This is a genomic window from Chryseobacterium sp. IHB B 17019, from assembly GCF_001456155.1.
Taxonomy (GTDB): domain Bacteria; phylum Bacteroidota; class Bacteroidia; order Flavobacteriales; family Weeksellaceae; genus Chryseobacterium.
Genome location: NZ_CP013293.1, coordinates 1,701,017 through 1,717,456, shown reverse-complemented (window position 1 = coordinate 1,717,456; position 16,440 = coordinate 1,701,017). Strand labels below are relative to the sequence as shown.

13 protein-coding genes are annotated in these 16,440 nt (G+C 35.6%); 8 read left to right on the top strand and 5 right to left on the bottom strand.

What is annotated here, in order from left to right; genetic code table 11:
- From ATE47_RS07905 to ATE47_RS07895, 3 genes are all read left to right on the top strand, one after another.
- Positions 1–930, top strand: coding sequence for a UbiA family prenyltransferase (locus ATE47_RS07905; RefSeq protein WP_062161453.1), 930 nt, complete (start codon positions 1–3; stop codon positions 928–930).
- A 64-nt stretch (positions 931–994) separates the two neighbouring features.
- Positions 995–2,161 carry a proline dehydrogenase family protein gene (locus ATE47_RS07900; RefSeq protein ID WP_062161452.1) on the top strand — a complete coding sequence of 389 codons (1,167 nt, stop codon included), beginning with the start codon at positions 995–997 and terminating at the stop codon, positions 2,159–2,161.
- A gap of 158 nt (positions 2,162–2,319) precedes the next feature.
- A complete protein-coding gene (locus ATE47_RS07895; RefSeq protein WP_062161451.1) occupies positions 2,320–3,339 on the top strand; it encodes a T9SS type A sorting domain-containing protein in 1,020 nt (339 codons plus the stop codon).
- Between the two features lie 51 nt (positions 3,340–3,390).
- On the opposite strand, the gene ATE47_RS07890 is transcribed toward ATE47_RS07895, so the two are convergent.
- Entirely contained in the window at positions 3,391–3,936 is a 546-nt protein-coding gene (locus ATE47_RS07890) for a helix-turn-helix domain-containing protein (protein WP_062161450.1), read from the bottom strand.
- 829 nt (positions 3,937–4,765) lie between these two features.
- Here ATE47_RS07890 and ATE47_RS07885 point away from each other — a divergent pair.
- Positions 4,766–5,875 carry a M14 family zinc carboxypeptidase gene (locus tag ATE47_RS07885; RefSeq protein WP_062163488.1) on the top strand — a complete coding sequence of 370 codons (1,110 nt, stop codon included), beginning with the start codon at positions 4,766–4,768 and terminating at the stop codon, positions 5,873–5,875.
- Positions 5,876–5,940: 65 nt separating this feature from the next.
- On the opposite strand, the gene ATE47_RS07880 is transcribed toward ATE47_RS07885, so the two are convergent.
- Positions 5,941–6,450, bottom strand: a complete 510-nt coding sequence (locus tag ATE47_RS07880) for a DUF4920 domain-containing protein (protein ID WP_062163487.1) — start codon at positions 6,448–6,450, stop codon at positions 5,941–5,943.
- 454 nt (positions 6,451–6,904) lie between these two features.
- Between ATE47_RS07880 and ATE47_RS07875 the strand changes: the two genes are divergently transcribed.
- The 3 genes from ATE47_RS07875 (at position 6,905) to ATE47_RS07860 (ending at position 11,155) form a co-directional block, all read left to right on the top strand.
- A complete protein-coding gene (locus ATE47_RS07875; RefSeq protein WP_062161449.1) occupies positions 6,905–8,320 on the top strand; it encodes an APC family permease in 1,416 nt (471 codons plus the stop codon).
- A gap of 489 nt (positions 8,321–8,809) precedes the next feature.
- Entirely contained in the window at positions 8,810–9,250 is a 441-nt protein-coding gene (locus tag ATE47_RS07865; RefSeq protein ID WP_062161447.1) for a GPW/gp25 family protein, read from the top strand.
- 24 nt (positions 9,251–9,274) lie between these two features.
- Entirely contained in the window at positions 9,275–11,155 is a 1,881-nt protein-coding gene (locus ATE47_RS07860) for a type VI secretion system baseplate subunit TssF (protein ID WP_062161446.1), read from the top strand.
- A gap of 54 nt (positions 11,156–11,209) precedes the next feature.
- On the opposite strand, the gene ATE47_RS07855 is transcribed toward ATE47_RS07860, so the two are convergent.
- From ATE47_RS07855 to ATE47_RS07845, 3 genes are all read right to left on the bottom strand, one after another.
- A complete protein-coding gene (locus ATE47_RS07855) occupies positions 11,210–11,509 on the bottom strand; it encodes a putative quinol monooxygenase (protein ID WP_062161445.1) in 300 nt (99 codons plus the stop codon).
- Positions 11,510–11,530: 21 nt separating this feature from the next.
- Positions 11,531–12,211, bottom strand: coding sequence for a type 1 glutamine amidotransferase domain-containing protein (locus tag ATE47_RS07850; protein ID WP_062161444.1), 681 nt, complete (start codon positions 12,209–12,211; stop codon positions 11,531–11,533).
- 416 nt (positions 12,212–12,627) lie between these two features.
- On the bottom strand, positions 12,628–13,200 hold the full coding sequence (locus ATE47_RS07845; RefSeq protein ID WP_062161443.1) for a Crp/Fnr family transcriptional regulator: 573 nt from the start codon (positions 13,198–13,200) through the stop codon (positions 12,628–12,630).
- 174 nt (positions 13,201–13,374) lie between these two features.
- Here ATE47_RS07845 and uvrA point away from each other — a divergent pair, with 174 nt between their 5' ends.
- Positions 13,375–16,206: an excinuclease ABC subunit UvrA gene (gene uvrA / locus ATE47_RS07840; protein WP_062161442.1), complete on the top strand. Its 2,832-nt coding sequence runs from the start codon at positions 13,375–13,377 to the stop codon at positions 16,204–16,206.
- Positions 16,207–16,440: the final 234 nt, after the last annotated feature.

Below are 16,440 nucleotides of genomic sequence, written 5' to 3'. Positions count from 1 at the left end.
ATGAATTCTGAAAAAGAAAATTTCCAACAGAAAAACTATATCCAAAAATCTTTTTATTACAGATTTTCACAATTCGTGGGCTTTCTTCTGGGAGCTCGCTTTTTTGTTGCTATTCTGCTTACTTTTGCATTGTATGTTTCGACATTTTTTTTGTTTAATCAAGATGAAACTTTCAGAAAATTTGTTTTTGACTTCAAAGTGCACGGCATTATTTTCTGTACCGTTCTCACGATTCTGGCGGGAGGAATTATCAATCAATTTTATGATTTTGAAAAAGACCATATCGTAAAGCCTTTTAGAACAAGGATTCAGAGCTTTATTAAGCAAAAATATTTTCTGTATGCTTATTTGATGTTAAGTATAGTTTCTTTGGGAGTTGCGTGGATGATTTCGCATAAAGTTTTTGCTTTCTTTGTTGTCTATCAGTTCTTTATGTGGTTTTATAGTCATAAATTAAGCCGAATCTTAATTTTAAATAACCTCACTTTTGTCAGCCTCACTTTATATCCGTTCTTCGGAATGATGGTGTATTATGAAACCTTTTCGAAAAAAGTTTTGCTAATGGCAATTTTCCTTTTTTTAATTCTCCTGTGTATTGATATTGTGAAAGATACATTGACAAAAAGTGTCGACAAAGCATTTGGTTATACCACGATCCCGAATTATTTTAAAAGCAAAAATACCAAAATTATTATCATTTCTCTGCTGATCATTACAATAGCAGTTTCTATGAAACTGATCCTTAGAACTGGGATTTCAGGCTTTATGGCATATTATTTTGTGGGTGGATTATTTGTGTTCATTCTCTGTATTTATCTTCTTTTAAATTATTCGAGAAGGAGTAAATTCATGACGCTCAATATCTTAAGATTATGGGTTTTTGTAGGAATTATCGCAATGCTTCTAAACGGACTGGAAGGTAAATTGTAGAAAATTTTCTCGAAAAAACCTTACATTTTCTTATCTTCGCAGAACCTTAAATTTATATAAAGTAATGCCCATTTTTAACGATACTAAAGTCGCATTTGCAGACAAATCTGATGCACAGTTAAGAAAAGCGTATTGGATGTTCAAGTTGATTGAGCAGCCTTCACTTACAAAAGTTGGAACTTCGGTTCTTAATTTCACGGTTCATAATAACTTTCCTTTCGTTACCGGAATTGTAAAAAACACCTTGTTTGAGCAGTTTTGCGGTGGTGAAACACGTGAGGAAAGTATGAAAGTAGTGAAGCAGCTTTTCAAAAGAGGAGTTGGAAGTATTTTCGACTATTCTATTGAAGGTAAGGAAGATGAAGAAACTTTTGACGCGGTTTGCAAGGAGATCAAAGATATCGTGAGATTTTCTGTAGGAAATCCGGCGATTCCCTTTATTGTTTTTAAGCCTACTGCCTTTGGTAGAATTGATCTGTATGAAGCTGTCGGGAAAAATAGTGAACTTACTTCAAGCCAGAAAGAAGAATGGGAAAGAGTGGTGAAAAGATTCGATGAAGTATGTAAACTCTGCCATGAAAATGATAAAAAGGTAATGGTAGATGCTGAAGAAACCTGGATGCAGGACGCAGCAGATCATTTGTGCGAAGAAATGATGGAGAAATACAATAAGGAAAAACCTATTGTCTGGAATACCATCCAAATGTACAGAACCGGAAGGTTGGAATATATGGAAGGAAATCTTCAAAGAGCGAGAGAAAAAGGCTATTTCATTGGTTATAAGATCGTCCGTGGAGCATATATGGAAAAGGAAAGGGCAAGAGCTGCGGAAAAAGGCTACCCGGATCCTATCCAGCCAACCAAAGAAGCTTCCGATAAAAACTATAATGCAGGAATTGATTTCGTGATGAATCATTTGGATAAAGTTTCAGCTTTTTTCGGAACTCACAATGAAATTTCCTCCGAATTGATAATGGATAAAATGAAAGCAGCAGGCCTTCAGAATGATAATCCACATGTATATTTCGGGCAGCTTTACGGGATGAGTGATAATATTACCTTCTATTTGTCAAAAAAAGGATATAATGTAGCAAAATATCTTCCTTACGGCCCCGTGAAAGATGTAGTGCCGTATCTTACGAGACGTGCCCAGGAAAATACTTCTGTAGCCGGACAGACTGGTAGAGAATTAGGTCTTATTAAAAAAGAACTAGACCGAAGAAAGAAATAACAATATTTGAATATATAAACCAACTTCACCTATCTGGTGAAGTTTTTTTATTTAGGATAAATATTTATTTTTGAAGATTTATGAAATTATTCATAAAACTGAAATTTTTACTATCAGTTTTCTTTATTATATTTGATTTTATAATAAAAGTTAATATCATGAAAAAAACTTTACTACTTACTATAAGTTTTATAGCAAATTTTTCTTTAGCACAAACCTATAATAATGGAGGTTTAAGTACCGGACCTACTTCAAAAAGCGGAGTAGCTGCACCCACCGGATACACATGGTCTGAACTTCAGAATAATACGGGAAATACTACAGAGTCCAACACAAGTGCTGGGTTTGGCGGGACTAATAGTTCGGCTACAACTAATTTATTTGTTGCAGATGACTTTACAATTCCAGCAGGTGCATCATGGCAGATTACCAGCATAGATTTTTTTGCTTATCAGACAAGTTATTTAGGAACAACTTCACCGTTTAATACGGTTCGTGTGAATATATTTAGTTCTGATCCTTCGGTAGCGGGTGCAGTAAGTGTTTTTGGAAATGACACCACCAACAGATTCGCTAGCAGTGTGGATGCCAATATGTACAGAATATTTAATAGCGCAGTACCGAACTCAACGTCTATCCCGGGAACGACAAGGAAGATATGGAAAATTACGGCCACTACACCTGTTACCTTAGCTGCAGGTACTTACTGGGTAAAATATCAACTGCAAAACGTAATAGCTACAAATGGAGGCTTTTTACCTACTGTTACAATCCCAGGATCGAGAGGGCTTGCCACTTTTAACGCGAAACAAAATGATGCGATTACGGGAACATGGAGTCCATTAATAGATAACGGAAATCCAGCAACTGCACCGGATTATACCGTAGATATGCCATTTATCATTAATTTTACTTCAACAACTTTGGGGACAAATGAAGCAATGCAGTATGATAACAGAGTTCAGGTATATCCAAATCCGGTTAAGGATAATTTTAAAATCAATAATCCTGAAAAGGTTAAAATCAGCAGTGTTGAAATAATCGACCTTTCCGGAAAACATATAAAAACTTTAAATGGAGCTGAAGAATATAATGTTTCAGATTTACCAAAAGGAAACTATATTTTAAAAATAAAAAACAACGAACTTACAAAAGTTACAAAACTTATAAAGCAATAACTTTAGTTTTAATTAAAATTTTAAACCTGATCATTTCCTGATCAGGCTTTTTTATGGCTCAAAACTTTCAAATTTCCCGTTTTCGTAAAAAAGAACAATGCGTTTTATTTTACTTTGTTGATTATCAACTACTTGTTTGATTTTTTGTTCATTTGTTTTCTCTAATTGCTGAGAATTGGATATTTTTTCCTGAGCAGTACTTTGGGACGGTATAACTGATTCTCGGGTACTTATTTTTGGAGCCTCAATTTCGCTTTCTTCCGTTCCAAAATCTTCGTCTTCATTCATCATCGTAAAAAGATCTGGTAGAGAAGTTGGTTTTGTCTTTTCCTCATCTGTAGTTTGTGGAATCTCTTCAACTCCGACAGTTTCCGACAGCTCAGATTTCAACATTTCACCTTCGCCCGTTACGAGCCAATCCCAAAGAATCTCGGGGAAGCGGGCTTTTATTTTAATAATAAATTCCAGCGACGGCTTATTTCTTCCGGAAGTAATATGCGAAATAGAGGAACGCTGTACATCAATTTCATCGGCAAATTCAGATGGAGTTAATCCAGAGTATTCAATAACCTTAGAAATTCTTTCATTTAAACCCATATAATTAGTTTTAAATTCACGTTACAAATGTAAAAATATAATTTACAAATGCAAAATACAAATGTAAACAAATGCGAAATGATTACATATACAAATGTAAACATCATATTTAATTGATAAACAACTATTTATATGATTTATAAGAAATTGTCAAAAAAATTATTCAACAAATTTCCCCCAATTTAATAATTATCTTTTTTTACTTCATTTATTACTTGAAGTAAACGACGTACTGTTAAATTGTGATTATTCTGTCTAAGTAAACCTCCTATTAATAACAATTGCCAACGTTTTTAGGCTTAAAATTTTCTAAAAAGAGTAGGAGACAGGTGAAATACCTGATTATGTATCAAATGGGATAAATCACTGTTAAACTTTCTCTCTAATCTACCATTATAAGGTAGTTTTAACATTAAATTATGAATACCGATTTTTACTTATTATAATAATTACAGCTTTAGGTTACATTTTTAAAGTGAAAAAATAAATGATTAAAATTTCATGATTAAAGTTTTAAATTATCAACAATTCACAAATGTATATTGGTATTAAATTTCGTTTTTCCACACATTTACGCGTTTAACGTATTTACGCCCAAATGCGGATAAACAGTACTTTTATAGCTTAAAGTAAACTTAAAAATATAGTTTATATAAAATCCGTATGTATTTGATTTTAAATATATTGATTACAACCAATTAAATTATTGTTAATCCACAATTTTATCCACAGACTTTTTGTCAATTTACATTGTTTAATCTTATTACAAATGTTAATTTTATTTTTAACTCAAAAATGGTTAAATTTGACTCTTGTAAACTATTCCACAATGAATTTTGAACAGATTTATTTTCCCAATCCTGATTTCCCAAACCGTTATATTTCCCCTGAAAAATTATTTTCTTATTTACAGGCAAATCTCAGCGATTACATTCAGGAGATTGGAAAGTCATATTTGGAAAAGCCTATTTATAAATTATCTGTCGGAAACGGTGACATTAATGTTCTTGCCTGGTCGCAGATGCACGGAAACGAATCGAATGCTACACACGCCATGCTCGATTTGCTAATAACTTTAGATAAAGCTCCGGAGCTCAAAAAAGAATTATTCGGTAAGATAAAACTGGATTTTATTTTCATGCTAAACCCCGACGGATCCGAAAGATGGACAAGATTGAATGCTGTAGACATAGATCTGAACAGAGATTTCCATAATGAATCGAGTAAAGAGATCAAGTTCCTGAAAAGTATGGCGGCTTCTAAAAAGTACGATTACGCGCTGAATCTTCACGAGCAGAGAACAATCTTTACGACGGACGGAGTTCATCCCGCTACACTCTCCTTTTTGGCGCCGTCGGAAAATGTAGAGCGTACCGTTACTGAAAACAGGAAGAAATGTATGGCTGTAATTGCCAACGTTTACAATCATTTAAAAGAAATGATTCCGAACCAGATCGGTAGGTATTCCGATGAATTTTATCCGACTTCTACAGGGGATAATTTTATCAAGGCCGGAATGCCGACTATTTTATTTGAAGGTGGGCATTTCGTGGATGATTACACCAGAAAAGGAACGAGAAAATATTATACGGTTGCGCTTTATTATGCTTTGAAGGCAATCAGTGAATTAAATTCAGAAACTGACGGATGGGAAACTTATCTCGATATTCCTGAAAATAAAGAAACACATTACGATATTGTTTACAGAAATGTAAAACTGAATACGGAGCATGAGTGTATTTTAGATGTGGCCGTTCAGTACCGCGAAATAAAAGAAGAAGGTAAAGATGACATATCTTTTGTGCCTTTTGTAATGGAAGTTGGAAGTGTAAAGCAGCGCAAGGGCTGGCTGGAAATAGATTGTACCGGGAAGAAGTTTGTTTGTGAAAACAAATACCCAAAACTGGATGCAGAAGTAAATTTTACTATAGAAGACTAAAAAAGCGGAACAATGTTCCGCTTTTGTTTTATATAAATGATTTTAATCGTAAGATCAATTTACAATTAGTTTACCACTTTGATTCCGTTTGCTACAAATCTGATTTCTTCTTTCGGAGTTGTGATGGCATCGATTTCAGCCTGAGGCTTTTTCGCATCTTCTGCATAATGCTTTTGCTCGTCAACAGAAGTTACTTTTCTTTCGGCAGTTCCGTCTAATACGACAGTTTTTCCTTTTAAAGCAGTTGGAACGAAGAATGCATAATCTTTCATTTTTACAAAAAACTGAGTATTATCCTCTGTCTGAATAGTCAACCAGCATCCTTTTTTCTCACAAACATCTGTTACTTTACCTTTTACGGCAACGTTTTCTACTTTTTTGTTTTCTTTTTTAAGCTTTTTGCTTAGTTTATCTACAGAAATTGCTTTAGATTCAGCATTTGAAGCAATTCCGCCACCATAAGTGTCACCAACAACAGCATTTCCAGCCGGAGGTCCGAATTTTTTTGATTCCTGTGCAAAAGCTAAAGTAGAAAAACCTAAAGCTGCTGCGAATAATATTACTTTGAATTTCATTTTTAATATTTTTTTCAAAAGTACTAATAAAATTTGAATCATAAATTGCGAAAAAATTGATAAAAAACAGGTTATTTTTTCCGTTGTTTAAAATGATTTTAAATGGATATGTCAATAAATTTATTTTAATGCTATGCTCGAAAGGCAATTTTCAATTAATCTTGAAAACAGTTTTGATCGCAGGGCGTTTCACTCAGCAAATGATAGCAACAATCTCTAACTTAAGAAATGTGAAAATTTTTAAGTTTAATTTACATAAGCATTATATAAAAAATAATGTACTTGATGCTATCATTTGCTGAGTGAAACGCCTTGCGATCAAAAAATAAAAATCCATTTATTACAAATAAACCTTGCGAGAATAGCGTTAAGTATTTAATACACTTTTCTTAATTTCACAACAAAATTTAAATTCAATGCTATATTTATTTATATTTGACATCTATACTCAACTATGCAAAAAAAACTAAAACTTTGGGACGCCATTATGTTGGTAATGGGTTCAATGATCGGAAGCGGGATCTTCATTGTGAGTGCTGATATGATGCGAAACCTGGGCTCAGGATTCTGGCTTATTGTCGTTTGGGTCATTACCGGAATTATGACTGTTGCAGCAGCAATCAGCTATGGAGAGCTTTCAGCAATATATCCGAAAGCGGGCGGGCAATATACTTATCTTAAAGAAATCTTTGGTAAAAAGATGGGTTTCCTTTACGGATGGGGATTATTTACGGTGATTCAGACCGGGACGATTGCGGCTGTTGCGATGGCTTTCGGGAAGTTTACGGCGTATTTGGTTCCGGCCCTTAATGATGCTGCTCCCATTATCCAAAGTGGAGAATTTAAAATCACTTGGATTCAGATTTTAGCTATTGCGATTATACTTTTGCTTACTTATATTAATACAAGAGGGGTAGAAAGCGGAAAATTATTACAGAATGTCTTTACAGGATCGAAAATTATTGCCTTATTGGGGTTAATTGCTGTAGGATTTATTTTAGTAGATGTTTCCCACATGGCAGAAAACTTCAGTTTTGGGATGGATTCTTTTAGTAATCTTAAAAAAGATGTATTTGGAAACTTCTTAAAAGAAGGCTGGGAACCGATTGGCGGAATGACTCTTTTAGGTGGAATTGCTGCAGCCATGGTAGGCTCTGTATTCAGCTCGGTGGCTTGGGAAAGCGTAACTTTCGTTTCCGGAGAGGTAGAAAATCCTAAAAAAAATATTGTAAAATCAATGATTTTCGGAACTACCGCCGTTATGATTTTATATATTGCAGTCAACTATGTGTATCTGAACGCTTTAGATCGTGACGCAATTGCCTTTGCAGAGAATGACAGGGTAGCGGTTGCGGCTTCACACCATATTTTTGGAAGCGCGGGAACGATCATTATTGCTTTATTGGTCATGGTTTCTACTTTCGGATGTGATAACGGTCTCATTCTCGCCGGAGCAAGGGTTTTCCAGACGATGGCCAAAGACGGAATGTTTTTCCAGTCCGCTGAAAAAAACAACAAAAATGAAGTTCCCGCCAATGCGCTTTGGATGCAGGGAGTCTGGGCTTCTTTACTTTGTCTGAGCGGTCAGTACGGGAATCTTCTGGATATGATTTCTTTTGTGATCGTATTATTTTATATGATTACTGTTTTTGGAGTTATTTATCTTAGAATCAAGCAGCCGAACCTTGAAAGGCCTTATAAAACATGGTTGTATCCTATTACCCCGATCATTTATTTATTGATAGGCGCAGGTTTTTGTATTTTACTTTTAATTTACAAGCAGCAATATACATGGCCAGGATTCGTAATGGTGTTACTCGGACTTCCGGTATATTATTTTATTAATCGGAATAAGAAAATTAAAGAATAAAATTCAAAAGCTGTTTGACTGATCAAACAGCTTTTTTATTAAACTGATAATTAATAACTAATAACTCATTTAGAAGCTTAATCCCGCTTTCCGCACTCGCTATTTTTTGTTTTTGGCTGCGGCGGCGAAGCCGCCGCAGCCAAAAACAAAAAATGAGCTCAAACAAATGCTGCAATCGGGGCTAGGTGGTAGGATTGGTGGCTTCGGGAGCCTCAGCCACCATGGAAAGTCAGCCTTTTTTCTTAGATGTTTTCTTTTTAAAATTCTCTATACGCAAAGAATTCCCCTCCTTTGGAGACGTGGCGAAAATTTCAAAGAAATTTTTGACGGGGTGGTTCTATAATTTCACCAATAAAAACATTAATTTTTAAATTAAAACTTTAAATCATAATTGAAAATATTATCTCATTTTATATCGTGAAAAATGCTTAATTTGGTATTTCTTTTTAGGTAACGGAAGTTATGAAGTAAAAAATTAAGAAGCTGATCATGGACACACCAAATTACAGAATGCCTTTTGTTCCATCAACATTAATGACGGAAGGGGGAAGTATCGACACCTGCGATATGGGTGAAAGTATTGCCCACAACATTATGCTGCTGATCACCACCAAAAAAGGCGAAAACAGGTATGATGAAAACTACGGAAACGATGTTTGGAACCTTGAATTCGACAATGGAGTTACCAGTGCCGTTTGGGAAAACGTTTTTATAAAAAGCTTAAAAAAGCAGATACAGGAATACGAACCCCGGATTATTCAGCCGCAGATCGATGCGCATATTCTGATTGTGGAACATAGCTACGACACAAAAGAACATACGGAAATCAAAAAGAAAGTAAAAATTGCCATTAATGCAAAAATGGAGGCAACGGGAGAACGTTTCAGCTTTTCCACGGAATTGTTCCTGAGCCCGATGTCGATTGATTAAATATTGTAAACTGTAACCAGAATTATGAACTTAGACCAGAATATATATTCCAAAGAATCCGTAAAAGCGAGAATGCTTCAGAATGCGACAAAAGTTTGGGGACTGAAAAGCCCACAGTCTTTGGACCCATTCGTAAAATTGCTGATTGATGCGTTCAGTACAGAAGTTTTCAAAGCAAACAACGAGATACAAACGGTCAACGCCAGGATTTTAGAAAAGCTGGCTAAATTATTAACACCGTCAATTTATACACATCCCATTCCGGCCCATGCAATCGCTTTCACACAGCCTTACGAATCATCAGAAATTTTGCTGGAGCATACAGAGTTTTTCTTCAGAAAACAGATGACTTCCACAGTGAAATCAGAGTCGGATAAACAGATTAACATTCCTTTTACCCCGGTTGGAAATGTAAGGATCAATAAAGCTCAGACTTCCATCATGTTTGTGGGGAACACCTGTTACAGTGTTGATGAAAGATTAAATAAAATCCCTATTGCAAGATTTCAAGGGAAACCGGAAGACTACAGAAAGATTACCATTGGTATTAATGTTTCAAAGTATGAAAGCGAAAATTTTCCTAAATATATAAGCATTTACTGCTCAAATCCTGCTTTTGAACACCTTGATTTTGTCTACAAATTATTACCATACATTACGGTTTCAAGCAACGGAAATCCTTTGTTTATAAGAGAAGGATTAACTTATCTTAAAAATAATCAGACAGACGGATATGAGCAGATGTTCCGTGAACAGTCGATTCAGAATAAATTAATTGAAGACGTTAAAAGTATTTACCGTCACAAATTCATTGAAATCACAGGAATTTCCGACAGTCTGTTTTCTGAACCCGGCAAGCTTCCCGAAAACCTGGATTTTGTAGATTATAAAGAAGAAATTACAAAACATATTGAAGGAAAAAGATACTTATGGCTGACTTTAGAATTTCCACCACAGTTTTCGGCGGAGATTTTAGATAATTTTTCATTTGTGTTAAATGCTTTTCCAATTTACAACCGAGGATGGAAAAAAACAGAATATAGTCTGGACATTATGGGAAATAATATCCCTTTGGTGACCGATGAAGGCGAACATTTTTTATATGTTGATGAAGTTCAGGACGGTGACGGCAGAAGATATACCGAAATCCCTTTTACGCCGAGTGATGATCTTAAAAAAGGATTATATACCGTAAGAAAAGGCGGAATGGAGCGTTTTACCAACAGAAATGCAGTCGATATGATTGCCAATGTGCTGGAGCTGACGCGAGATGAAATTGCAGCATTTTCTTTATTAAACAGGGACAATGTAAAAGGCCTTCTAAGTGAAATGTCGGACAAGATGAGATCAATGGTTCAGAAAGTGAATAATGCGAAAAGAAGCATCAAGCAGGAACTGAATTACGTGATCATGGAACCGGTCGAAAAAACAGATCATACGTATGCATCGTTTTGGGTAACTCACTGTACATTAGCCAATCATATGCGTCCCGGAACCGAACTTTCCAATCAGTTGAAATCGCAGACTCTTGTTCTTTTAACAGAAACAATCGGGGGATCGGAAGAGCAAAAAGGAACTGACAGCATTCAGGCTTATAAATATGCTTTAACGACCAGGGATAAAATCATTTCTCTTGAAGACGTTAAAAATTATTGTAGAATGGTTTTGAAAGATGAGCTGAAAGATGTCCGTGTAAAACGCGGAACCATGATCAGCAACAGGCCGAAAGAAGGTTTTATCCGAACAGTTGAGGTAGAAATCATTCCGCAGAATTATTCTTTTTATGGACGGGCTTATTGGGAAAATATGGCTAATATCCTTAGAAATCAAATTATTTCAAAAGCTATCGACGGCATCGAATATCTAGTGAAAATCACCAATGAAGATTCTGACTTTGGAGATTAAAAATAAAAGTTTCGGGAAAATCAAAGATTTTCCCGAAACTTAAAAAACACATGATTAAAATAATCGATTCATAAGAATCACCTCCCTGTTTTCCAGCAATGGAACAACCTGTTCCAAAACTATAGTTTTATAATGCTCAGAATTACGGTGCATCTCAACAGCATTAGCATCCACATAGCCTTCATATAGAATAATCGTATTCTGATCTTCCTGGCTTTGATGCAATGTATAAAGCAAATTTCCTTCTTCCTGAACACTTTTTTCTCTGGCTTCTTTCATTAATTGCAGAACAATATCCAGTTTTCCCTCTTTCACCTGCCATTTGGCATGCACAAATACATTTTTTTGATCCATTTTAAAGCTTTTTTAATTTAATTATGCTTTTTTAGCTTCCAAAAGAGCTACAATTTTTTCACCCACACCTTTTGCCGAAGCAGGATTTTGCCCTGTTACGAGGTTTCCATCTGCAATACTGTTTGCAGACCAAGGTTCAGCAGCATGAAAAATCGCGCCTTGTTCAGTCAATGCAGTTTGTAAATCAAAAGGTACGTCCTGTCTTGCGTAATTATCCTCTTCTTCCGTTGTAAAAGAAGTAATATTTTTACCGTTTACGATATAGCTTCCGTCAGTCAGTTTTACGTTTAAGAGTGAAACAGGACCGTGACAAACCGCTCCTACAATACGATCGGTTTCATAGAATCTGGCAATAACTTTCTTAAGTTCAGGGGCTTCCGGCATATCTGCCATCGGTGCGATCCCTCCGGGAACAAAAACAGCATCGTATTCATCGATATTTACATCAGAAAGTTTTCCTGCATTGTGCATGTCTTGCCAGCCTTTTCCCGTTAAAAATTTTAAATTATCAGGATCATCAGCTAAATTTAAAGCATCTAAAAATGGGGATTCGCCTGTTAAGCTTACAAAATCAACCTCATAGCCTGCTTTTTCAAATTCTGCATAAGGATGAGCAACTTCAGATAAGAAAGTTCCGGTTCTTCTGTGGTTGGGCCCGATTGAGTTGGCATTCGATACAATGATTAATACTTTTGGATTCATGATATTACATTTTTAAGTTAATTAAATATTTTTGTTGATCTTTTTGAAATCATTTAATTTCTATAGCAAATGTAGGTGTATCCGACGCCTAAACAGAAGGAGTGAAGTCACAAAAAAAGTGTGACCAAAATCACACTGAATTATTTAATGATAGTCTCTAAAAGTTTTTTTTGGAGCTTTATCCCGCTTTCTGCTGTATCTTTTTTGCGGGCTTCGCTTTGCTCCACCCGCAACCAAAAAGGATGTCGCTTCAATCGGGGCTAGGATTGCAGTCGTCTATTCAAACATTGGGAAAATGTCCACAAACTTAGTCATCCTGAAAGGAAGCAAACATAATAATATTAAAAACCAGGTTTATCTGTAATATTCGTGTGAAAATTAGTGTCATTAGTGTTTAAAAAAGAGATTGCTTGCAATTACTTATTCGTATTTGAATATAATCTGCTCAGTGTTTCCCGGCTTACTCCCAGATATTCCGCAACATATTTTTTTGGAACCTCAGAAATAAGATCCGGATATAATCTCACAAATTCTTCATACCGCTGTTGGGGTGTGCTTGATAATAAAAGAATAATTCTTTGTTGTAAGGCAATATAACCATTCATTAGTTTTACTCTGAAAAAGTGCTCCATTTTATGAAGTTCTGATGATAATTTTTCCCGTCCTTCCAAAGTAAGGCAGACAACGGCTCCGTCCTGTATACATTCCACGAACATGGTAGCATTTTTTTGTTTAAAAAATCCTATATAATCTGTCATCCACCAATTTTTTTTCGCAAATTGAAGAATATGTTCTTTTCCGTTTTCGTCAACGTAGAAAACTTTATAAATACCATCCAAAGTCAGGAATTCATATTTTACTTCATCACCTTCATGGACTAAAAACTGATTTTTGCGAACATTTTTAAGGATAAAAAAATCTTTAACATAATCAAATTCCTCATCCGTGAGTGGAGTTATAGCTTCTATATGTTCGCGCAGTCTGTTCATAGTTGGTTTTATGAGATGTAAATGTAATTAAATTTTTAAAGCAGTTAAAACTTAAACTTCAACAAAACCTTTTGCATCTTCGCACTAAATAATCTAACAATTTTTAACATAAAAAATTCCGTAAAATTCCGTAATTTTGCACATCGTGATTTTCATGCAGAATCACACCGAATTATGAGTAAATCAACAGAATATATAGAAGTTTACGGCGCACGTGAGCATAATCTTAAAAACATTAACGTAAAAATTCCGCGCAATGAATTGGTCGTGATTACCGGGCTTTCGGGAAGCGGAAAATCGTCATTGGCTTTTGATACGATTTTTGCGGAAGGACAGCGTCGTTATATTGAAACATTTTCAGCGTATGCACGCCAGTTTTTGGGAGGGTTGGAACGTCCGGATGTAGATAAAATCGAAGGACTTTCACCCGTAATTGCAATCGAACAAAAAACTACGAATAAAAATCCACGTTCAACTGTAGGTACCGTAACAGAATTATACGATTATCTGCGTCTGTTGTACGCCAGAGTTTCCGATGCCTATTCCTTAACGACGGGAAAAAGATTGGTAAGCTATACCGAAGAGCAGATCCTTGACGCTATCAAAGAAAATTATAAAGGCGAGAAAATAATGCTGTTGGCGCCGGTTGTGCGTTCCAGAAAAGGACATTATCATGAGCTTTTTGTTCAGATGGCAAAAAAAGGATACGGACAGGCAAGAATAGACGGTGAATTGCAGGATATTGAATATGATTTAAAGCTTGACCGTTACAAAACCCATGACATTGATATTGTCATCGACCGTTGGATCATTGGGGAAAGCGCGTCTGAAGGCAGAATGGAGAAATCGCTCAGAACGGCAATGGAAATGGGTGAAGGAATTATCGGGATTCAGAAGCTGAACGGAACAGAAATAGAATATTTTTCTAAAAATCTGATGGATGCAGAAACAGGACATTCATTAGCGTTACCGGAGCCGAATACTTTTTCGTTTAATTCCCCGAAAGGAAGCTGCCCGAATTGTAAAGGATTGGGAACCATCAAAAAAATCAATACTGATTATTTTGTTGAAAATCCGAAATTGTCAATCAATCAGGGAGGTTTGTTGCCGCTGGAAGACATTAAATCAAATAAATGGATCTTATCTCAGATTAAAAATATCCTTGAAATCTTCGGGTTAGGTTTTGCTACTCCAATGAAGGATATTCCTGCAGAAGCATTAGACTATATTTACAACGGTTGCCATAAAGAATTTAATAAAGATTTAAAATACGCTGGAATCGCCAAAAAAATTAAAATAAGTTTTGATGGTTTAATTCCTTTCATGGAAGAACTGATTGAAGAAAGAGAATCCTACGAAGCTATTTTGCTAGAAAGACATTTCACAACAGAAGAAACCTGCCCTGAATGTAAAGGTGCCCGTCTTCAACCGGGAAGCTTAAGTTTTAAAATTGACGGAAAGAATATTGCAGAGGTCAACGGTTTAAGCTTATCTGATTTAAAGGAATGGTTAGCTGATATTAAAGATAAATTTTCAGAAAAAAATTCGATCATCGCTCATGAGATTTTAAAAGAAATCGAAACAAGGCTTCAGTTCTTATTGGATGTCGGTTTAGATTATTTAAGCCTGAGCAGAAGTTCAAAAACCCTTTCCGGAGGGGAATCTCAGAGAATCCGTCTGGCGACACAAATTGGTTCTCAGTTGGTGAATGTCTTGTATATTCTGGATGAACCAAGCATCGGGCTTCACCAAAGAGACAATGAAAGATTGATTAATTCATTAAAAAATCTTCGTGATATCGGAAACTCTGTGTTGGTGGTAGAACACGATAAAGATATGATCCTGGAAGCCGATGAGGTGTTGGATATTGGCCCGAGAGCCGGAAAATTCGGGGGAGAGATCCTTTGGCAGGGAAAACCAAAAGATCTATTGAAAGCCGATACCATTACTGCTCAATATATCAACGGAAAAAGAAAAATTGAAGTTCCTGCGGAAAGACGTAAAGGAAACGGTAAAAATATATTGTTAAAAGGAGCTACAGGAAATAATCTTAAAAACGTAACCCTCGATATTCCTCTTGGAAAACTGGTCGTAGTAACCGGGATTTCCGGAAGCGGAAAATCTTCTTTGATAAACGGAACCTTATACCCGATTCTTAATAAACACTTCTACAGAGCCGTTCAGGAGCCTTTGCCATACAAAAAAATCGAAGGTCTTGATAATATAGATAAGATTGTAGATGTAGATCAGACCCCGATCGGTAGAACCCCACGTTCAAACCCTGCAACATACACCGGAATGTTTACAGATATCAGAAATCTTTTTGCGGAACTGCCGGAAAGTAAAATCCGTGGTTACAAGCCCGGAAGATTTTCTTTCAACGTAAAAGGTGGAAGATGTGAAACCTGTCAGGGAGGTGGTTTGAAGGTGATTGAAATGAACTTCTTACCGGACGTTTATGTTCATTGTGAAACCTGCAATGGAAAACGTTTCAACAGGGAAACGCTGGAAGTTCGATACAAAGGAAAATCAATTTCAGACGTGTTGGAAATGACCATTGATGAGGCGGTAGAATTTTTCCAGCCGATTCCTAAAATTTATTCCAGGGTAAAAACTTTACATGATGTTGGGTTGGGATATATTACCTTGGGACAGCAGTCTACAACACTTTCAGGAGGTGAAGCCCAGCGTATCAAGTTGGCAACGGAACTTGCAAAAAGACAGACAGGAAATACCTTATATATTCTTGACGAACCTACAACCGGACTTCATTTTGAAGATGTGAAAATCCTGATGGAAGCTATTAATAAACTGGTGGAGTTAGGAAATTCATTTATTATTATTGAACATAATATGGATGTCATTAAGCTTGCCGATTATATTATAGACGTTGGTCCGGAAGGTGGAAAACACGGCGGACAGATTGTTGCACAAGGAACTCCGGAGGAAATTGTGAAATCAAAAAAGAGTTTGACAGGGAAGTTTTTAAAGAGGGAATTGGAGTAACACTTTGTCAAAGTTAATCTTTCAAAATTTAAAGATAATATTAGGCTAAACCAACAAAGTTTAGCCTTTTTTATGCTCTAATTTAAACTCCAATGTTAAATTTTCAATTATTTTAAAATTTTATATTACTGATTATCAGTTGATTAATTCTCAATGTTAACTCAATGTTAACTGTATGTAAAATTAGTATGAATTATTTTATTTATCTTTGGTAAAGAAATAGTAATAAAGTTT